A 20,265-nucleotide genomic window follows, 5' to 3' on the forward strand; every position below is an offset into this window, starting at 1 on the left:
TCCGAAGGAAAAAGATGAAGATATTCCTGCTTGGCGCCACGCCCCGTTTCGACCTCGCCGACGCGCCGGGCCTGCGCGACCGCCTCGGCAAGACCGGCGGCAATTCGGGCAACCAGATCATCGCCCACGGGCTGCTCAAGCCGCTGGCGGTGGACGCGCTCGACTGGGCGCATCGTAAAGGCCCGGCGCATGTGCAGGAAAATTTCGACCACATCCTGATCGCGGCGGCCAATTTCCTGCACACCGGCTTCGATTTCGGCGGCATGGCCCGGTTCATCGAGCAGACCACCCTGCCCGTCTCCATCGTCGGCCTCGGCGCGCAATCCAGCACTTACGATCCCAAAATCGAGCTGACCGAGGGCACGCAGCGCTTCGTCAAGGTGATCGCTGAGCGCTGCGCGCGGATCGGCGTGCGCGGCCCGTTCACGGCGGAAGTGCTGGCCGGTCTCGGCGTGGACAATGTCCAGATCACCGGCTGCCCCTCCTATTACATGAACGGCGCCCAGCCCGACGGCGCGCCGGCGATCCGCGCGCTCGCATTCGATGGGGCGACGCGGCTGGCGGTGAACGGCTCGCGCGACGTGGTGCGCCACGCCTTCGATCCGCAGAAAATGCGGGCGACGCTGCACGGCCTGATCGCCGAGGCGCTGCGCTACGACGCGCTGTTCGTCGCGCAGACCGAGGCCGAGGAAATCACCATGGCCGACCATCCGGGAACCCCGGAGGCCGAGGCCGCCGCCGACCGCCTCGTCGATTTCTTCCACGATTCCGCGCTCGATCCTTCGGCCTTGCGCGGCTGGGCGCTGCGGCGCAGCCGCGTGTTCTGGTCGGTGGACGACTGGCTCGACGCGATGCGCGAAGTGGATTTCGTGGTCGGCACCCGGTTTCACGGCGCCATCGCCGCCTTGAGCGTGGGAACGCCGGCCTTCGTGCTGTGTCACGACACCCGCACCAAGGAAATGTGTGAATTCCTCGGCCTGCCGCACAGCGACATTCGCGCGGTCGAGCGGATCGACGCAGCGGCCCTCTACGCGCGCGCCGATTTCGCCGCCCTGCAGGCGCGGCGCGAACAGTTGACGCGCTCCTATGTCGATTTCCTCGACATCAACGGCCTCAAGCATCGTTTCGCCCCGCCCGCCGTCTGATCGGAGTTCTTTTTTGCGCGCAAACCTCCCGGCGCTGATCCTCCTTCTGCTCGCGCTATGCCCATCGGAATCGCGCGCGGACCCGGTCAACGCCTGCGCCATCCGCTGGGACGCCTGGTACAGCAACGCGCCCGGCGACCCCGGCCATGACACCGCCGTCACGCTGACCGACCCCAAATTCCGCGACCTCGCGCCGCTGCACGGCGAATTCGAGGCCGACGGCGGCCTCGTCTGGCGTCCGAGTCCGGCGCGTTTCGACGCCGAGATCGAGGCGGCGCGCCGCGCCGGCCTGTGCTGGGCCTATCTCGCCTACGGCAGCGGCGGCGCTGTCGATTTAAGCCTGCCGATGATGCGGGGCCTCGCTTTCCATCGCGCCTCCGCGATCAAGGATCTCGTCCCCTATGCGCTGATCGCCACCACCTCGACCCTCGGCTCCGCCCGCGACCTGACGACAGCGGCGGGACTCATCGCCGACCTGATGCGCGAGTCCAACTACAAGACCGTGGACCTCGCCGGCGCCCGCCGCCCGCTGCTGTTTGTGTTTTACGACAAGCAGGACGTCGCGCGCCTGTTCGGCGGCGACCTCGGGTTGGTCCGCCAAGCCCTCGACAATTTGCGCGGTTTCGCGCGCGGGAACGGATCGGGCGATCCCTATGTCGTCGTGCTGGCCTCCCCGGCCGCTTTGGCCGAAACGCTGCGCGAGGCGCTCGGCGCCGAGGCCATTTCCGAATATGTCTCGGGGCGGCGGACAGGCAAGCCGGAGAGCTGGGCCGCCTTCGCGCCTTCGATGGAGCAGGACTGGCGCGCCTATGCCGCCGCAACAAAGGCGCAGGCCGCGCCGCTGGTGCGCAGCGGCGCCGACATTCGCGCCCGCTGCGAACGCCCGCCGCGCTGGGAACACCGTTTCAAGCCCGGCCAGCCTTGCGAAAACTATGTTGAAAAGCCCAGCCTCGACCAGCTCAAGGCCGCATTCGCCCGCGCCCGCGCCTTCATCGCCACGCCGGAAGCCAAGAACCCGGCGCGGCTGCTGCTGATCTATTCCTGGTCCGAATGCGACGAGAGCGGCAATTGCCTGATGCCGACCCATGGCGATCCCGCCGGCGAGAAATTGCAGGCGGTCGGCGAAGTTTTGCGCGCGCAATAACCTGAATCATACGAGAAGGAAGTCCCATGCCCAAAGTGGCCGTGCTGATGATCCAGAAGGACGAGGCCGATCTGCTGGAGCCTTGGATTCTCCATCATGGCGAAATCTTCGGCTACGACAATCTCTACGTCTGGGACAACGGCTCGTCCGATCCCCGGCTGGCGGAAACGATCGAGCTTTGGTCCGACCGGGGCGTGCGGTTTTTCGACGGCGCCCGCCGGCCCGAACGCTACCGCGACAAGGGCCGCCTGTTCGCCGACCAGATCCGCAATCTCGAACGGTTCGGCCATTACGATTTTTTCCTGCCGCTCGATTGCGACGAGTTTATCGCCCTCAAGGCGACAGAGGGCCGGATAGAGACGCGGCGCGAAGCGATTCTGGCGGCTTTCGCGGCGCTCGACACCGGCGACGACCTGTTCGCGGTCGATTACAACTATCCCAACAGCCAATGCACGCGAAACCGCTTCTTTGGCTGGGACTTCAACAAGAAATTCGTGCGGCGCGACGCCTTCGTCTCGATGGATCACGGCGGCCACGCCATCGTCACCCACAGCGGCCGCCCGGCGGCGCCGACCGATTTCGCCTATATTCATTACTACTATCGCCCCTTCGCCCATATGCGCGCCCACGCGCGGGCCAAGCTGATCCTGCAGCCGGAAATCCTGCAATTGCCGGAGGCGGCGCTGCGCCAGCACCGGCTCGGCCGCTATCTCGTGATGACCGAAGCGGACTATCTGGCCGAATTCGCGGAGATGGAAGCGAAATACCGCGCCTATTACGCGCCCGATCTCGAAGCCTTCTTCGAAAAACTTGGCCGCAAGCCGCCCTATTGCTGACCCGAGGGGCGCGCGCCAAATGAATTCCGCAAAGGAAATAAAACCGGAAGAAGGTCAAATGTTTCAATTGCGCTTGCCAATGCGCCGCCTGCGCTTAAGCTCGACCTGACTAAGAGATTCACCGCCGGACTATGCGGCTTTGTGCGTTCTCTTAACGTATATTCGAGTGAAGGCATGGAAATGATCGGCGACCCCGGCAAGATCCGTCGCGGGAAAACGGCTCTCGATCTGCTGGTTCTGCTGCCTTCCACTTCGGTAGGGGGCGCGGAAAAACATACGCTCGACCTGTGCGAAGCTTTCGCGGCGGCGGGGATGCGCGTCACGCTGCTAACCACCGCCGATTGTCTCGGCCATGCGGCGATTCGGGCCGCCGCCCTCGAAAAGATCGCCGGGCCCGTCGAATGGCGCGACGACGAGACGTTCGAGGCCAATGTCCGGCGCCAGAAACATGGCGTCGAACAGGTGATGGCCGCGCGCCGCTTCGATTGCGCCATCGTCTGCGCGCCCTGGCCGCATTACGCCTTCGGGCTGCAAAAGGCCCTCGCCGAACATGGCGCGCCGCATCTGACCGTCGCCCATCTGTTTCCGCGCCCGGAAACGCCGGAATGGAGCCGTCTGCCGATCATGCTCGGCGTCGGCGGACAGGAGCCGAGCCACGCCTGGGCGGCGGTGTCCTGGCCGGTGGCGCGCCGTCTCGAGCACATGTTCAACCTGCCGGCGCATGCGGTGGCCCATATTCCCAATGGCGTCGATGTCGCCCCGCTGTCGCCGGAAGAACGGCGGCGCCGGCAGGCGGAGGCGCGGGCGCGGCTCGGGCTGGAGCCGGAGGGCGCCCTGGCCCTGTTTCTCGGCCGGCTCGAAGCGGCCAAGGGCGCCGACCTGCTGCCTGAACTGGCGGCGGAGCTGGCGCCGGTCCACGCGCGGATCGTCGCGGCGGGCGCCGGCTCGCTGCGCGAAACGCTCGAAGCTTCGGAGGCGGCGCGCGACGGCCGGCTGCGGCTGATCGGCCACACGCGGAACGCCTCGGACTGGCTGTTCGCCGCCGATCTCCTGCTGGCGCCGTCGCGGCTCGAAGGCCATCCGCTGGTGGCGCTGGAGGCCGCCGCGCGCCGCTGCCCGGTGGTCGCCACCGACGCCGCGCTGGAATGTTACGGCCAGATTCGCCATCAGATCGCCTGGATCGCCCCGGTCAACGACGTCGCGGCGCTGGCGGCGCAGGCGCGCGCGGCGCTGGCCGACCCGGCCGCCGCGGCGGGCCGCGTCGAAGCCGGCTACGCCATGGCGCGGCGCGACGACAAGGCCGCCATGATCGCCGCCTACAAGTCCCTGCTGCGCAAGATCGTCGCCCATGACCGGCTGACGCGCGCGGCGATCTGGGACGCCCCAGCTTCCGAGGCGCGCCATGGCGCCTGACGTCGAACTGGTGGTGATCGTCCCGGCGTTCAAGCAGCCGGGCCTGCTGGTCGAGGCGGTGGATTCCGTGCTGAACCAGGACGCCGGCTTCCCCATCGCCGCGCTGATCGTCGATGACGGCTGCCCGCTGCCGGAAACCCGCGTGCTCGGCCTCGCCCTGGCCCGCGCCCATCCGGGCAAAGTGATCACACTGCGCCGCCGCAACGGCGGCCTCAGCGCGGCCCGCAATTTCGGCCTCGACCATGCGCCGCGCCTGTTTCCGCATTACCGCGCGGCGTTTTTCCTCGACGCCGACAACCGGCTGGCGCCCGGCGCGCTGCGCAAGATGGCCGCCCAACTCGACGCGGCGGAGCCGGAGATCGGCTGGGTCTATCCGGACATCGACACGTTCGGACGGGCCGAGAGCTTTTCGGTCGCCGGCGACTATTCCGCGCTGGCGCATTTGCGCGAGAATTTCTGCGAGGCGGGCAGCCTGGTGGCGCGCCGCGTGATCGACGCCGGCGTGCGCTTCGACGAATCCATGCGCGACGGTTTTGAAGACTGGGACTTCTGGCTGCAGGCGGCGCGCAAAGGCTTTCGCGGCCAGCACGCGCGCGACTGCGGCTTCCAGTACCGGCGCCGCGCCGAAAGCATGTTGTCGGGGGCGGAGCGGCGGCGCGCGGCCATTCTCGCCGACATGCGCGACAAGCACGCCCCGCTGTTTCAGGCCCGCAGCCTGATCCGGCTGGAAGAACGCGAGGCGCCGCGCTTTGCGAAATTCGAGCCGGGCGCGACAGGGGTCGAACTGTTCGTCGATCCGCGCCGGCGCCAGAGCCTCGACCTCGCCGAAGCCAACCGGCGTCTGGCGCGGGCGCGCCGCGCGCCGCATCAGGCATGGTTTCCCGACCTGTTCGTCTTCGCGGCGCCGGGCGCGCTGGAGCGTCTGGCCGAGGCCCGCCTCGACCGCGCCGCGCTGTGGCGCGCGCAGCGCCTGCTGCAGACCTGCGCGCTGGTCGCCGTCCGGTTTGAGGCCGACGCCAAGCGGCTGGGGCTGACGGCGGCCGAGGCGGCCGGTCCCGACGCGCTCGATGGCGCGGCGCTGCTGATCGCGCGCGCGGACGACGCGCTCGACCCGAGCCGCGCAGCATCTTCGGCGGGGCTGGCCGACCTGTTCCGCGACTCCGGCGCCGAACTGGTATGCCGCGGCCCGGACCTGTCCGTCGCCGCCGACGGCCTGCTGGCGTTCGCCGTCGATGTGGTCGAGGATCTCGCGCAGGCGCAGCGCGCCTTCTCGCCGCAAAAATCCGACTGGCGCCGCGAATGGCGGCGGACGCGCCGCGACATCCGCGCGACCTACAGCCTGATCGAGCCGGTCGGGCCGGTGCTGCCGCATGTCGCGCCCGAAGGCGCGGGACGCGCCCGGCCGCAGGTCGGCTTCATCCTGCCGCTGGTGGCCTTCGGCGGGGTCGAAAAGGTCGTGCTGAACGCCGCCCGCGCCGTCCGCGACGCCGGCTGCGACGCGCATCTGTTCGTGATGCGCGAAAACGAGGCCGCGCTGGCCGGCGAGCTGCGCGAGATTTTCGACACCGTCGCCTTCATGGATCATCCGGGCGCGCGCGCCGACGCCTGGGACCGCATCTACCAGACCGCCGGCGCGTCCAATTGCGCCCGCGACGATTTCATCCCCGACGGCCTCGGCCTGCTCGCCACCATGGACGTGGTGCTCAACACCCATTCGCTGGCGGCGCACAGCCTGATGGCCGGGCTGCGCCGCCAAGGCGCCCGCGCCTATGTCGGCCTGCATCTGGTCGAGCTGTCGCCGCAGGGCCATCCGATGGGCGGGCCGCATGTCGCCCTCGGCTTCGAGCATGTCTATGACGGCTTCCTGGTCGTTTCGCAGCAGTTGCGGGCCTGGTGCGTGGCGCGCGGAATCCCCGCCGACAAGATCCTGCTGGCGCGCAACGCCCCCTCTTATCCGACCGAACCGGAGGCCTTGGCCCGCGCGCTGGCGCGGCGGGCGCGCCGCCCGAGAGGCCGGCTGCGCGCGCTTTATATCGGCCGGCTCGACCCGCAGAAGGGCGTCGACCGGCTGGAGGAGATCATGGCGGAGACCGAAGGCGCGCCTTTGGACTGGCGCGTGATCGGGCGCGCCGTGCTCGACGAGTCCACGGCGCTGGAGGCGCGGCTGGCGCGGCGGATGGGACGCCCGGTCGAAGCGCCGCTCGACGCGCCCGCCGAGCTCGACGCCGCCTATGCCTGGGCCGACGTGGTGGTGCTGCCGTCGCGGTTCGAGGGCGCGCCGCTCACCATTCTGGAAGCCCAGCGCTTCGGCTGCGCGCCCATCGCCACCCGCGTCGGCGCGGTCGAGGAAATGATCGAGGACGGGGTGGACGGTTTTCTGATCGCCGAAACCTCGGACGCCCGCGTCGTCGAGGATTTCGCCGCGCGCCTGCGCGAACTGGCCGGCGCGCCGCAGCGGCTCGAAACGCTGGCGCGCGCGGCGGCGGCGCGGCAGGCGCAAGCCTCGTGGAGCGCCAACCTGCGCGATTGGCTGGCGCACGCCCTGCCCCCGGCCGACGCCCCCGCACCCGACGCCCCCTCAACCGGCGAGCGCATCCATGCCTGAACTTCTTGTCGCCACCCGCGATTTCGCCGCCTTTTTCGACGCCGCGACGCCCGCCGTTCTCGTCGCCCCCGATCTGTTTCCCGCCTTGCGCGCCTGGGAATCCGGCTGGCGCGCCTTCGCCGCCCGACTCGACCACGCCGGCGACCTGCGGATCGCGCGCGACGTCGAGGCGACGCGCGACGCCGCCTCGGACATGGTGGCGGATTTCTGGACGCCGGCGCCGAGCTTCCCCGCCCATGTGCTGGCGCTGCTCGGCGGCGCGCCGCCCGCGCTCGACGCGTTCGCGCCCGCCCTGCCGCCGCCGGTCATCGCCGTGGAAACCGCCGAGGCGGCGCTGGCCCGGCTGGCCGACCTGCTGGCGCGGGACGTCGCCGCCAGCGCCGCCGCGCTGGCCCAGGCGCGCGCCGCCTTGTCGGAACTGTGCCGCGAGAACGAGACGCTGCACGGAGCCATGGCGAGCGCCTTGCAGGTTTTGGGCAGCGGCCCGATCGGCGCGGCGCGCCTGGTCTATGCGTCCGGCGCGGCGGCGTCCGGCGGCCCCGTCCACGCCGCGCCCGAGGGCCGGGCGCTGGAGCGTCAAACCCTGGGCCTGCCGCTGAAAAATCTCACCGCGCTCGCATTGCGGATCGCCGAGGCGCGCTGCTCCGGCGCGGCCTGGCTCAAGGTGCGGCTGGTGGGGGCGACCGCCGGCGCTGTCCACGGCTCCTGGCTGATCGACGGCGACGCGCTGCGGCCGGGCTGGCTGCGGCTCGACTTGCGCGGCGTGCTCGGCGACCTGCTGGAAACCGCGCAGATCGAGATCGAAACCTTCCTGCCGCGCGGCGACGCGCTGGCCCTGAGCCTCGACCCGGCCGAGACCGAACCGTTCCTCGCGCTGCGCGGCGGCGGCGGCGTCCCGCGCGGACTGGCGCTGCGCCTCCACAGCGGCGACTTCGGACGGCGCACGCTGGCCCCGGCGTTCTGGAACTGGTCCGACATCGGGCGCACCGCCACGTTTAGCCAGACCCCGCTGCATCTCGCCCCGCGCCGTTGGAGCGACGTCGGCGTGGTCGAAGGCGCGGTCGATTTCATCGCCCTCGGCGGCGAGCCGCCGCGCCCCGTGCTCGCGCTCACGCCCGAGCGGCGCGCCGCCATCCGGCTGTGCGGCCTGAGCTTCCCCGGCTGCGACGTGCTGGAGATCGGCCTGACTCTGTTGCGCAATCCGGCCCAGGCCATCCGCTTCCTGGCCGAACTGCGCGCCAACGGCGCCGATGTCGGGCTGCAGCCCTGGCGCCGGCTCGGCGGCTCGACCGATCTGAGCACGTTCAGCCTGACCATTCCCGCGGTTGACGCCGCCTTCGACCTGCAATTGACCGCCGAGTTGATCGAGGGGGCGGGACCGGCGCTGGTCGAAATGACGTCTATCGCCGGCCTGCGCCTGCCCGAACGGCAGCGCCGGCGCCTCGACCTTTTCGCACACGCGCCGGCCGCCGACGCCCGCGGCCTCCCGGCCGGAGGCGGACAGGGCTGGAGCGAGCCGGCGGCGGCGCGCGCGCCGGCGCAGGTCTGCTCGGGCGTCGAGGTCGATCACTTCCTGCGCAACGCCGACGATTACGCGCATGTCGATCTGACGGTCTATGATCTCAATGTCGCGGACGCGTTCTATCCGGCGATCCGCTTCAAGCTGCTGAAACGGGAGACCGCGACGGCGCTGGAGTTCCGCAAGCTGCCGGATTGGCCGGGCGGCTTCGACGTCTGGCCGGAACTCACCGCCGACGCCTATGGGCCGTATGTTCATATTCGCCCCGACGCCGAGGGCCTCGACCGGCTGTGCGCGATGATTTCCGAACGCGACCGCCGGATGCTGCGGGCGCTGGGCTGCGCCCTGCCGCAGGTCATCGCCATCGTCCTGAAGGATCCACGCCTCGCGCATGAGGATGCGGAGTCCTGGGCCAGCGCCGCGGCGCAATTCGCCGAAATGGCGCAGAGGCGCGCGGCCTCGGCGTCGGCGGACTGACCCCCGCAAACGAAAACGGCCCCCAGGCGAAACCGCCCAGGGACCGTCGAAAGCCGCGAAAGCGGGCCGCCCGAGGGCGGCCCTTCTCGCCTTAGAAGATGGCGCGGAACAGCCAGTACAGCCCGCCCGACAGCAGCATGGCGGCCGGCAGGGTGAGCACCCAGGCCATGGCGATGTTGCGCAGCGTGCCGCCCTGCAGGCCCGAGCCATTGGCGGCCATGGTTCCGGCGACGCCCGACGACAGCACGTGGGTGGTCGAGACCGGCAAACCAAAGCTGTCGGCGGCGGCGATGGTGGACATGGCCACCAGTTCGGCCGAGGCGCCCTGGCCGTAGGTCAGGTGGGTCTTGCCGATCTTCTCGCCGACGGTGACGACGATGCGCTTCCAGCCGACCATGGTGCCGAGGCCGAGCGCGATGGCGACCACGATCTTCACCCAGGCCGGGATGAACTTGGTGGCCTGGTCGATCGAGCCCTTGTATTTTTTCAGCGTGTCGACGTCCTGCGCGGACAGTTCCGACTGCTTGTCCTTCATCAGGAAGCGGATCGCCTCGGAGGCCAGATACATGTCGTTACGGGTGTTGCCGACCTGGGCGTAGGGCACCTTGTCGATCGACCCATAGGTTTCGACTTGATGGGCGATGTCCTTCACCAGCACCGACAGCGCCGGATAGGTGCCGCCGGAGATTTCATGCTGCGAAATATAGGCGGTCACCACCGGGCGGGGGTCGCCGATGATGTTGTAGCCGGAGGCCTTGGAGTCCACCACCTGCGAGGCGGCGGTCGAGGACTGCACGAATTGCGCGATATGGCTGGCCGGCAGCGACTTGTTGAGCGCGTAGGAGGTCGGGACCGTGCCGATCAGGATCAGCATGATCAGGCCCATTCCCTTCTGGCCGTCGTTCGACCCATGCGCGAGGGAGACGCCGGCGCAGGTGAAGATCAGCAGGCAGCGGATCCACAGCGGCGGCTTGGCGCCGTTCTTCGGGGCCTGATACAGTTCCGCCTTGCGGACGACCAGTTTCATCAGCTTCAGCAGCAGCGCGGCGGCGACGAAGCCGACCAGCGGCGACAGGATCAGCGCCTGGCCGATTTCCATCGCCTTGCCCCAATCGACGCCCGACGTCCCATCGCGGCCGCGCAAAAGCGCGTTGGCGACGCCGACGCCGATGATCGAGCCGATCAGCGTGTGCGAGGAGGAGGCTGGCAAGCCCATCGCCCAGGTGCCGAGATTCCAGATGATCGCCGCGATCAGCAGCGCGAACACCATGGAGAAACCGGCTTCCGAGCCGACCTGCAGGATCAGCTCGACCGGCAGCAGCGAGACGATGCCGAAAGCGACCGCGCCGGCCGAAGTGAGCACGCCCACGAAATTGAAGAAACCGGACAAGACCACGGCGATCGGCGCCGGCAGCGAGTGGGTGTAGATCACGGTGGCCACCGCATTGGCGGTGTCGTGGAAGCCGTTGACGAACTCGAAGCCGAGGGCGATCACCAGCGCCACGCCCAGCAGCGCGAACGGCCAGAAATGGGCGACCGACGTGTTCGGGCCGAGATCGGAATAGATCGACCACGCCGCGAACAGCAGGCCGGCGACGCCGATGGCGAACAGGATGTAGATCGTCTTGGTCTCGGAGGGATGGTCGAGCTGGGGACGCTCGACCACCTGGTCGGGCGCGGCTGACGCGATGCTCATGGTCCATGTCCTTTCATAAGGATGTGGACCTGCACTATCGTCAAGCACATTACGTTTGTATGACACGGCCGTATTTTTGCCGCAGTTTCCCCACGAAATCAATAGCGCCAGCCGCGCGTCCAGAACCGCCACGCCCAGGCGAGTTCCGCGCCGAGCGTTTCGCGCGGGCCGATGGAAATGGTCGCGGTGAGGCCGGCGCGCATCGGCGTTTCGTCAGACACCTCGCCCAAGGCGATGCGCACGGGAATGCGCTGGGCCAGCCGCACCCAGGTGAAGACGGGATTGACGTTGGCGAGCGCGGCGCCGCCCGCGCCGCCGTCCTGGTCGGCGATGCCGCGGCTGATGCTGTCCACCTTGCCGCCGAACACCCGGTCGGGATAGCCCATCAGCACGAAATGCGCCTCGTCGCCGGGATGGATGGCGGCGAGCTGGGTCTCCTCGAAATAGCCGGCGAGCCAGTAGGATTCGCTGTCGATGACGGCGAGGCTGGCCTGACCGGCGCCGAGAAAGTCGCCCCGGCGCAGATGCAGGTTGGTCACCACGCCATTGACCGGCGACCGCACCACTGTGCGTTCGAGATTGAGTTCGGCGGCGGCCAGCGCGGCGCGCGCCTCGTCCACGCTCGCGGCGGCGGCGCGCGAATCGAGATGGTACTGCCGCTTCTCCTCGGTGGAGACGGACAGATCGCTCAGCTGCGCCCGGCGTTTCGCCTTTTCCTCGGCGAGGTCGGCGGCGTGCTGCTTGGCCTCCAGCGCGGCCTTGGCGGCGTCCACGGCGATTCTGTACGAGCGCGGGTCGATCACGAACAGCACGTCGCCCTTGTGGACGCCCTGGTTGTCGCTGACGCGCAGGTCGGTGACAGTTCCCGCCACTTCGGGCGCGATGCTGACGGTTTCCGCGCGGACGCGGCCGTCGCGGGTCCAGGGCGAGATCATGTAGTGCCGCCACAGCGCGGTGGCGAGCAGCACGGCGGCGAGCAGGGCCGCGCCGGAAAGCGCAAAAGTGCGGAAGCGGCGAAAGAATTTGGCGTCGATGGTCATAAGGCGGCTTGGGGTTTCGGGAGGAAGGCGATCAGGGCGAGGCAACAGGCGAACAGCAGGATTTCGGCGAACACCGGGCGCCAGAACAGGCGCAGCGCGCCGACGCGGGCGGCGAGCGCGCGCAATGGCAGAAACAGCAGCAGGGCGAGGGCGTAATCGCCGACAAAGGGCGCGAGATAGACGCCGAACAGGTTGAGTTCATGGATCATGACGAAGCTTTCGGCAGAGGCTCGCGAGAGAGAGCCTGGCGGAAGAAATGGCGGTGCAGCCGGGCGAGCGACTCGACCGCGGGCAGCAACGCGGCGGCGCGGCGCAGTCCGGCGGCGCGCTCGGCCTCGTCGGGCAGGTCGGCGCGGGCGTGCAGGAACAAAGCGGCGTTGGCCAGCGCCGCCCGCTCGCCGGCGATGCGGGCGACGATGGCGTCGAGCACGCGTTGCGTCGCCCAGGCGTCCCCGGCCAGCAGGAAGCGCAGCCGCAGCACGTCGCGGCCCAGGCGCAGCGCGGCGAAGCCGTTGCGCAGGGTGAGTTCGGCGGGCACGTTGGCGGCGCGCAGCCGCGCGGCCAGCAGGCGCATGCGGTCGTGCATCCGCGTCTCCCACGCCACCGCCTCCGGCTCCTGCGCCGCGAAGGCGCGGGCGAAATCGGCGGAAATCTCCGACAGCAGATGCCGGCGCAGGGCGCGCGAATCCACCGGCAGAATGTAGCGATGCACCAGCACGGTGAGCGCCGCGCCGACCAGGGTGGCGAAGGCGGAGTCGAGGAAGAAGGCGGGGTCGTAGACCATCGGATTGCTCGGCATCAGCAGGGTGATGAAGAACACGATGAAGCCGATGGCGTAGAACATGGTCGGCGGCGCGGTCATGGCGGCGGCGGCGAGGAACACCGGCGGAGCCAGCCACAGCGCCAGCAGCGGAAAGTCGGTGATCTGCGGCAGAACCCACAGCAGGTAGAACAGCCCGAGCAGCGACCCCAGCGCGATGCCCCACAGCAGATGGATCGCATCGCTCGACGGGCGCTCGCGCAGCGACAGCAGCACGACGTTGGGAGTCAGGCCCGCCAGCATCATCGCGCCCGAGGGCCAGGCGGTCTCGAACCACATCGCGCCGCCGAGCATCACCGCCAGCGCGCCGCGCACGCCGTTGCGCACGGCCCATTCGGTGTCGAGATGGATGGCGTTGCGCTGCGGCCCCTCGCGCACGATGCCGTGGCGCGACACATCGAGGCCGGACAGGGCGCGCACCAGCTCGCCGAGCAGGTCGGCGAGGCGGTCGCCCACGAGAAGCGCATCGGAATCGTTGAGGGATTCGGGGGCGACCAGCGCCGCCTGGGTGCGGACGCGCAGCGCGTCGAGCCGGTCGATGGCGCCGCCTAATCCCGCGCCGTCTCGCGCGCCGCCCTCTTGGGCCGGACCCGCCTGGCCCGCAAGGCTTTGCGCCGCCAGATCGAGCGCTTCGCGGGTTTCCGCCAGCAGCGCCGACAGCGCCGGGCCATGCGCCGGCGGGGCCTCGGTCAGCGCGGCGGCGGCGGTGATCGCGCCGAACATGCCGGCGGCGGCCTCACGCAGCGCGGTCGCTTGCAACGCCCGCTCCGGCATTTCGGCGGCGGCGAACTGGATCGCGGTTTCGAGCGCGCCGATTTTCGCGCCCAGCGCGTTGCGCAACGGCCGCAGCGCCTCGCCCTGCCCCGGATCGAGCCCGATCCGCGCATAGGCGACGAGATCGCGCAGCAGGCCGGCGAGCAGGCGCTCCAGGCCGCGCTCCGCCGTGGGGCGCACCAGCGCGGCGGAGACGAAGGCCGAGCAGACGATGCCGAGCGAAACCACGGCGACGCGGCGCGTGACCACCAGGAAAATGCTGTTGGGATCGGAGACGGCGAAGGGCAGGATCAGCGCCACCGTATAGCCCGCCAGAACCGCGCCATAGGAGCGGAAGCCGCGCAGCAGCGTCGAGGCCGCGGCGCCGAGGCCGACCCAGACCGCCAGCCCCGCCAGATAGAGCCAGGGCGTCTGCGGCGCCAGCGCCATCAGCACGACCGCCGCCGCGCCGCCGAGCAGCGTGCCGCCGAGCCGCCAGAGGCTTTTGGCGAGGATCGAGCCCTGCACCGGATGCGACACGATCATCACCGTGACCATGGCCGAATAGGGCGTGTCGAGCTGCAGCGCGAAGGCGAGATAGAGGGCGAGCAGCGCCGCCAGCGTGGTGCGCGCCGCATGGGCGAGCAGCGCCGGCCGCGCCATGAAATCCCGGACGACGATCAGTTTTTCGAGCACCCACGCGATCATGCGCCGCGCAGCCTCTCGAAATTAGCGAAGGCGCGGTCGAACACGCGGCGGCAGGCTTCGAGATCCTCCGGCGCCACGCCTTCAAGGATGGCGCGGCGCACCTCGCGCACCAAGGCGTCGGCCTTGAGGTAGATCGCCTTGCCGTGCGGGGTGAGGTGCAGGGTCTTGCCGCGCCGGTCGACCGGGTCTTCGCGGCGCTCGATCAGCCCGCCCGCTTCGAGACGGTCGAGCAGCGCCACCAGCGACGGCCGCTCCAGCTCCAGCGCCTCGGCCAAATCCTTGGCGCGGACGCCGTCGCCGAGCCGCCCCAGAAAATAGAGCGGCCGGGCGGTGGCGCTGGTGAGGCCCAGGCTCTCGACCTGAGCGTTGATGAGGACGCGGGCGCGGCGCGGCAGCACCAACGCCTGCTCGAAGAACCAGTCGGACGACATTCGTTCGCTTGCTAATAGATAGGATGCGAACGACATAGACCGATCCGGTCCGACGATCAACCCCCCTGCCGTTCAGGCAGCGTAGCGGTCGACGCCCAGCCCCTCCGACGAGATTTCCGGCGCGCGTCCCGACACCACGTCGGCGAGGAAGCGCGCGGAGCCGCAGGCCATGGTCCAGCCGAGTGTGCCGTGGCCGGTGTTGAGATAGAGGCCATTGACGCCGGTCGCGCCGATCACCGGAGAGCCGTCGGGCGTCATCGGCCGCAGCCCGCACCAGAATTCAGCCGTATCGACGTCGCCGCCCTGGGGGAACAGGTCGGAGACGACATGGGCGATGGTGGCGCGGCGCTTCTCGCGCAATTCGAGGTCGAAGCCGCAGATCTCGGCCATGCCGGCGACGCGGATGCGGTCGCCGAGCCGGGTGACCGCCACCTTGTACGCCTCGTCCATCACGGTCGAGACCGGCGCGCCGTCGGGGTTGGTGATCGGCAGGGTCAGCGAATAGCCCTTGACGGGATAGACCGGCAGGGAAATCCCCAGCGGACGCACCAGATGCGGCGAATAGGAGCCGAGCGCGACCACCACCGCGTCGCCCTTGCGCACGCCCTCGGACGTCTCGACGCCGGTGACGCGGCCGCCGTCCACAACCAGCCCGAACACGCTGGCGCCATAGCTGAATTTTACGCCGAGATCCTGCGCCAGCGCCGAAAGCCGCTGGGTGAACAGGAAACAATCGCCGGTTTCGTCGCCCGGCAGCAGCAGGCCGCCGAGAATCTTCTCCGACACCAGCCCGAGCGCGGGTTCGTGCGCGACGCAGCCGGCGCGGTCGAGCATTTCATAGGGCACGCCGAAGGAATCCAGCACCGCCAGATCCTTGGCGAGACCGTCGATCTGCTTCTGGTTGCGGAACACCTCCAGCGTGCCGCGCGCGCGCTCGTCATAGGCGATGCCGGTTTCGGCCCGCAGCGCCTTCAGCACGTCGCGGCTGTATTCGGCGACGCGCACCATGCGCGCCTTGTTGACCGCATAGGCCTTGGCGTTGCAATTGCCGAGCATCTGGCCCATCCAGCGCCACATCGCGGGGTCGAGCTTGGGCCGGATCGCCAGCGGCGCATGGGCGGCGAACATCCACTTGACCGCCTTCCACGGAATGCCCGGCGCCGCCCAGGGCGCGCTATAGCCGGGCGAAATCTCACCGGCGTTGGCGTAGCTGGTTTCAAGCGCCGAGGCCGGCTGGCGGTCGATCACCTCGACCTCATGGCCCGCCCTGGCGAGATAATAGGCGGTGGTGGTTCCCACCACGCCGCTGCCGAGAACCAGGATTTTCATGCGAGTCGTCCTTCGTTGCTGGAGAAATGGCGGCGCTGCAGCCGCGCGCCGAGCGCGGTGAGAATTTCGTAGCCGATGGTTCCGGCGGCCCGGGCGAGCGCATCGACGCCATCAGCGTCGCCGCCGATCACGTCGACGAAATCGCCCTCGCGCAGCCGCCCTTCCGGCAGCGCGGTGGCGTCCGCCGTGATCATGTCCATGGAGACATTGCCGACGATCGGCAGTTTCTGGCCGGCGAAACCGGCGTTGGCGCGGGCGTTGCCCAGCGCGCGGAAAAAGCCGTCGGCATAGCCGAGCGACAGCGTGGCGATGCGGCTCGGCGCCGTCGTGACATGGCGCCCGTTATAGCCGACCGCAGTGTGCGCCGGCAGCGTGTCCACCCGCAGCACCCGCGCCGACAGTTTGACGACCGGCGCCAGCGGATTCGGCTCGCCGACGCGCGGCGCGATTCCGTAGAGCGCCGCGCCGGGGCGCAGCAGGTCGAAATGATAGCCGGCGCCGAGAAACACGCCGGAGGAATTGGCCAGCGAGGCCGGCGCCGCCGGCAGACGCTTGCGCAGGATTTCAAATCTTTCTCGCTGCGCCTCATTGGACGGATTGTCCTTTTCCTCGGCGGCGGCGAGGTGGCTGATCACCAGCCGCAGATCGAGGCCCGCAAGCAAGGACGGATCGGCCGCGAGCGCGTCGACCTCGACTTCCGACAGGCCGAGCCGCGCCATGCCGGTGTCGACATGCAGCGCCGCCGGCAGCGCCTTGCCGCGCCGCGCCGCGCGCTCGCGCCACAGGGAGATCTGCGCGAGCGTGGAGATTACGGGGATCAGGCCATAGGCGCACATCGCGCCCTCGGCGCCGGGCGCGACGCCATGCAGCACGAAAATCGAAGCGGTGGGAACGGCGGCGCGCAGCGCCACGCCCTCCTCGATATGCGCGACGAAAAAGTTGCGGCAGCCATCAGCAGACAGCGCGGCGGCGACCGCCTGCGCGCCAAGCCCGTAAGCGTCGGCCTTGACCACCGCGGCGCTGTCCACGCCCCCGGCCCGCGCGATCAGCAGGCGGCGGTTGGCGACGATGGCGTCGAGATCAATGTCGAGCGCGGCGCCCACGCCGGCGCGAACGGCTTCTTTGGCCGGCGCGGTCCGGCGCGTTGCGGAAAATATCGAGGTGATCTGGTTCATCGGCCTTCCCTGCGGCTGTGTCGGGACCCACGTCGCAGGAAGCGTGCCGGAAAAATTGTTGTTTTAATTCAGATAGTTAGAAAAACCCGACACGGCAGGGGCGCCAACGGTTTGGAACGGCTTTCCACATCAACGAAAAAGATCGTTTAATTACATAGCCTTATAGTATGTATCAAATTAATTACACTGTAACAGTTTCATAACACCAGATGACGCCGCAGCACCTCGGCCAGCCGCGAAAACGCCGGCCCGATCGCCTCCTCTTTCACGCCGGCATAGCCCAGCAGCAGACCGGACGGCGCCGTGTGCGGATCGGCGAAATAGCGGCTCAGCGGCCGCGTGGACAACCCGGCGGCGAGGATTTCGGCGGCGATGCGTCGGTCGTCGGCGCCGTCGGGCAGGCGCAGGATCAGGTGCAGCCCGGCGTTGTCGCCGCTGGCCTGCAAGGCGCCGCCAAACTCCTTCTCGATGGCGTCGCGCAGAATTTGCCGGCGCGACCCGTAAAGCCCGCGCATCCGCCGGATATGCGCGCCAAAATGGCCCTCGCGGATGAAATCGGCCAGCACGGCCTGGGTGATCTGCTGGCCCTCGCGGTAAAGCTCCGCCGAGCCGTCGGCCAGCGCCTCGGCCAAAGCGGGGGGCGCCACCAGATAGCCGACGCGCAGGCCCGGAAACAGGGTTTTGGAGAAGCTGCCGACATAGATCACGCGGCCGCCGCGATCGAGGCCCTGCAAACAGGGAATCGGCCGGGTTCCATAGCGGAACTCGCTGTCGTAATCGTCCTCGACGATGACGGCGCCCCAGCGCCGCGCCCGCTCCAGCAGCGTTTGCCGACGCGCCAGACTCATCACCGAGCCCAGCGGATATTGATGCGACGGCGTGACGATCACCATGCGCGGCGGCGGCAGATGTTCGGCCAGGGCGCAATTCAGCCCCTCGCCATCGACCGGCGCCGCGCGCAGGTCGAGATCGAGCGATTGCAGCCCGCTGCGCAGGCCCCAGTAGCACGGGTCTTCCAGCCAGACGCAATCACCGGGATCGAGCAACATGCGCGCGGCGAGATCGACCGACTGGTGGCTGCCGGTGGTGATCACCACCTGTTCCGGCGCGCAATTGAGCGAGCGCGCGTCGCGCAAATGCGCGGCGATGGCGGCGCGCAATTCGAGCAATCCGCCGGGCGGCGCATAGGTCATGCGCTCGGGCGGCGGGCGGCGCCAGGCGCGGCTGAGCAGCCGCCCCCAAACCTGCGCCGGAAACTCGCTGACATCGGGAACGCCGGGCATGAAGGCGCCCCATTGATGCGGCGAAAACCCCGCCCCCTCTCGCAACAATTTTCCGCGCTGCGACAGGGCGGGCGGCGCCTCCGACTCGACGGAGGCGGCGACCTCCGGCTCCGGCATCCGGTCGCCCGCGAGATCGGCGACATAGGTGCCGCTGCCGCCGCGCCCGTGCAGGCATCCTTCCGCGATCAGCGTCTCATAAACTTCCGTGACGGTGTTGCGCCCTATGCCAAGCTCGCGCGCCAAAACCCGCGACGACGGCATTTTCGCGCCGGCCGGCAACCGCCCCTGCATCGCCGCCTGCAGCAGCAGATCGCGCAATTGCCGGTACAGCGGCTGGTCGCTCGCGCGGTCGAGCCCCTGCTGCAACCAATCCGATAACGCCCCTCCGCTCATCGTCTTTCCCTTTTGAGCGGCACAATAGTGGCGCCATCTTATTTCAACAAGTGGCCCTTCGAGACAGGACCACTTTGCGCTAGATTCGACTCATGCCGCGACTTGCGGCCCTGTCCTCCATTCACATGAGCTGATTATGCCCCAGTCTTCCGCCCTGCGCGCCGCCGCCCCCGCTGAAACCAATGCGGACTGGGAGGCCCGCCGCCTCGCCGCCACCCCGCGCGGCGTGTCCGTCCTCGGCGACTTCTACATCGACCGCGCCGAAAACGCCGAAATCTGGGACATCGAAGGCAAGCGCTACATCGACTTCGCCGCCGGCATCGCCGTGCTGAACGTCGGCCATCGCCACCCCCGCGTGGTCGCGGCGATCAAGGCGCAGATCGATCAGTTCCTGCACACCTGCTACCAGGTCGCGCCCTATTCCTCCTATGTGTCGCTGGCGGAGAAAATCGCCGCGCGCGCGCCGGGCGCCCACGCCAAGAAGACCATTTTCCTCACCACCGGCGCCGAGGCGGTCGAGAATGCGGTGAAGATCGCCCGCTTCGCCACGGGCCGTCCGGGCGTGATCGCCTTCGGCGGCGCCTTCCACGGCCGGACCTCGCTGACCATGGCCCTCACCGGCAAGGTGGCGCCCTACAAGATCGGCTTCGGCCCCTTCCCCGGCGACATTTACCACGCCGCCTATCCCGACGCGATGCACGGCGTGAGCGTCGCGGATTCGCTGGCGAGCCTGAAAAAGCTGTTCAAGAACGACATCGACCCGCAGCGCGTCGCCGCGATCATTTTCGAGCCGGTGCAGGGCGAAGGCGGTTTTGTGCCGGCGTCGAAGGAATTCGTCGAGGGCCTGCGCGCCATCGCCGATGAGCATGGCATCCTCTTGATCGCGGACGAAGTGCAGAGCGGCTTCGCCCGCACCGGCAAGTTCTTCGCCGTCGAGCATTTCGGCGTGCCGGTCGATCTGATGACCTTCGCCAAGAGCCTCGCGGCGGGCATGCCGCTGTCGGGCGTGGTCGGCCGCGCCGAAATCATGGACGCGCCCGGCCCGGGCGGCCTCGGCGGCACCTATGCCGGCAACCCGCTCGCCGTCGCCGCCGCCCATGCGGTGATCGACATCATCGATGAGGAAAAACTGGTCGCCCGCGCCAATGAGCTGGGCGAGCGCCTCAAGAGCGCGGTGCGCGCGGCGGCGCATCCGGCGGTCGGCGACGTGCGCGGCCTCGGCTCTATGGTGGCGGTCGAATTCGTCGACCCCAAGACCCATGAGCCGGCTCCGGCGATCGCCAAGAAGGTGCAGGCCGCCGCGCTGAAGAGCGGGCTGATCCTGCTGACCTGCGGCACGTACGGCAATGTCATCCGCTTCCTCTATCCGCTGACCACGCCCGACGCGGTGTTCACGGAAGCGCTGGACATTCTGACCACCGCGCTGGCGCAGGCCTGACAATTTGGGCGCCCTCATGCCGAAAGGCGCGAGGGCGCCTATATAGCTAATTCTCGAACA

At 69.0% G+C, this 20,265-nt stretch carries 15 protein-coding genes; 7 read left to right on the top strand and 8 right to left on the bottom strand.

The window, feature by feature from the left end; all coding sequences use genetic code 11:
* The first annotated feature begins 14 nt into the window (after positions 1-14).
* From CFB24_RS00210 to CFB24_RS00235, 6 genes are all read left to right on the top strand, one after another.
* Complete coding sequence (locus tag CFB24_RS00210; RefSeq protein WP_088518561.1) at positions 15-1,145, top strand: polysaccharide pyruvyl transferase family protein; 1,131 nt, start codon at positions 15-17, stop codon at positions 1,143-1,145.
* A 13-nt stretch (positions 1,146-1,158) separates the two neighbouring features.
* Positions 1,159-2,289 carry a hypothetical protein gene (locus CFB24_RS00215; RefSeq protein WP_088518562.1) on the top strand — a complete coding sequence of 377 codons (1,131 nt, stop codon included), beginning with the start codon at positions 1,159-1,161 and terminating at the stop codon, positions 2,287-2,289.
* A gap of 26 nt (positions 2,290-2,315) precedes the next feature.
* Entirely contained in the window at positions 2,316-3,125 is an 810-nt protein-coding gene (locus CFB24_RS00220; RefSeq protein WP_088518563.1) for a glycosyltransferase family 2 protein, read from the top strand.
* 174 nt (positions 3,126-3,299) lie between these two features.
* Positions 3,300-4,538 (top strand): glycosyltransferase family 4 protein, encoded by a 1,239-nt coding sequence (locus tag CFB24_RS00225; RefSeq protein ID WP_088518564.1) that lies wholly within the window; start codon positions 3,300-3,302, stop codon positions 4,536-4,538.
* The gene (locus tag CFB24_RS00230; RefSeq protein ID WP_088518565.1) at positions 4,528-7,143 is read left to right on the top strand and encodes a glycosyltransferase; all 2,616 of its coding nucleotides are present in this window, start codon (positions 4,528-4,530) and stop codon (positions 7,141-7,143) included. The genes CFB24_RS00225 and CFB24_RS00230 overlap by 11 nt, the downstream gene beginning before the upstream one ends.
* Positions 7,136-9,139: a DUF6212 domain-containing protein gene (locus CFB24_RS00235; RefSeq protein WP_088518566.1), complete on the top strand. Its 2,004-nt coding sequence runs from the start codon at positions 7,136-7,138 to the stop codon at positions 9,137-9,139. Before CFB24_RS00230 ends, CFB24_RS00235 begins: the two co-directional genes overlap by 8 nt.
* 91 nt (positions 9,140-9,230) lie before the next feature.
* On the opposite strand, the gene CFB24_RS00240 is transcribed toward CFB24_RS00235, so the two are convergent.
* The 8 genes from CFB24_RS00240 to pdxR form a co-directional block, all read right to left on the bottom strand.
* Complete coding sequence (locus tag CFB24_RS00240; protein WP_088518567.1) at positions 9,231-10,835, bottom strand: inorganic phosphate transporter; 1,605 nt, start codon at positions 10,833-10,835, stop codon at positions 9,231-9,233.
* A 98-nt stretch (positions 10,836-10,933) separates the two neighbouring features.
* On the bottom strand, positions 10,934-11,875 hold the full coding sequence (locus tag CFB24_RS00245; protein ID WP_088518568.1) for an efflux RND transporter periplasmic adaptor subunit: 942 nt from the start codon (positions 11,873-11,875) through the stop codon (positions 10,934-10,936).
* Positions 11,872-12,084 carry a DUF1656 domain-containing protein gene (locus CFB24_RS00250; RefSeq protein WP_088518569.1) on the bottom strand — a complete coding sequence of 71 codons (213 nt, stop codon included), beginning with the start codon at positions 12,082-12,084 and terminating at the stop codon, positions 11,872-11,874. The genes CFB24_RS00245 and CFB24_RS00250 overlap by 4 nt, the downstream gene beginning before the upstream one ends.
* The gene (locus CFB24_RS00255; RefSeq protein WP_088518570.1) at positions 12,081-14,156 is read right to left on the bottom strand and encodes an FUSC family protein; all 2,076 of its coding nucleotides are present in this window, start codon (positions 14,154-14,156) and stop codon (positions 12,081-12,083) included. The genes CFB24_RS00250 and CFB24_RS00255 overlap by 4 nt, the downstream gene beginning before the upstream one ends.
* A complete protein-coding gene (locus CFB24_RS00260) occupies positions 14,153-14,587 on the bottom strand; it encodes a MarR family winged helix-turn-helix transcriptional regulator (protein WP_088518571.1) in 435 nt (144 codons plus the stop codon). The genes CFB24_RS00255 and CFB24_RS00260 overlap by 4 nt, the downstream gene beginning before the upstream one ends.
* A 72-nt stretch (positions 14,588-14,659) precedes the next feature.
* Positions 14,660-15,916 carry a D-amino acid dehydrogenase gene (locus CFB24_RS00265; RefSeq protein ID WP_088518572.1) on the bottom strand — a complete coding sequence of 419 codons (1,257 nt, stop codon included), beginning with the start codon at positions 15,914-15,916 and terminating at the stop codon, positions 14,660-14,662.
* Entirely contained in the window at positions 15,913-17,091 is a 1,179-nt protein-coding gene (gene alr / locus CFB24_RS00270) for an alanine racemase (protein WP_088518573.1), read from the bottom strand. The genes CFB24_RS00265 and alr overlap by 4 nt, the downstream gene beginning before the upstream one ends.
* Positions 17,092-17,288: 197 nt before the next feature.
* Entirely contained in the window at positions 17,289-18,767 is a 1,479-nt protein-coding gene (pdxR, locus tag CFB24_RS00275; RefSeq protein WP_088518574.1) for a MocR-like pyridoxine biosynthesis transcription factor PdxR, read from the bottom strand.
* 136 nt (positions 18,768-18,903) lie between these two features.
* Here pdxR and gabT point away from each other — a divergent pair, with 136 nt between their 5' ends.
* Positions 18,904-20,205 (top strand): 4-aminobutyrate--2-oxoglutarate transaminase, encoded by a 1,302-nt coding sequence (gene gabT / locus CFB24_RS00280; protein ID WP_088518575.1) that lies wholly within the window; start codon positions 18,904-18,906, stop codon positions 20,203-20,205.
* The last annotated feature ends 60 nt before the right edge of the window (positions 20,206-20,265 follow it).

Source organism: Rhodoblastus acidophilus (genome assembly GCF_900187365.1).
GTDB lineage: Bacteria > Pseudomonadota > Alphaproteobacteria > Rhizobiales > Beijerinckiaceae > Rhodoblastus > Rhodoblastus acidophilus.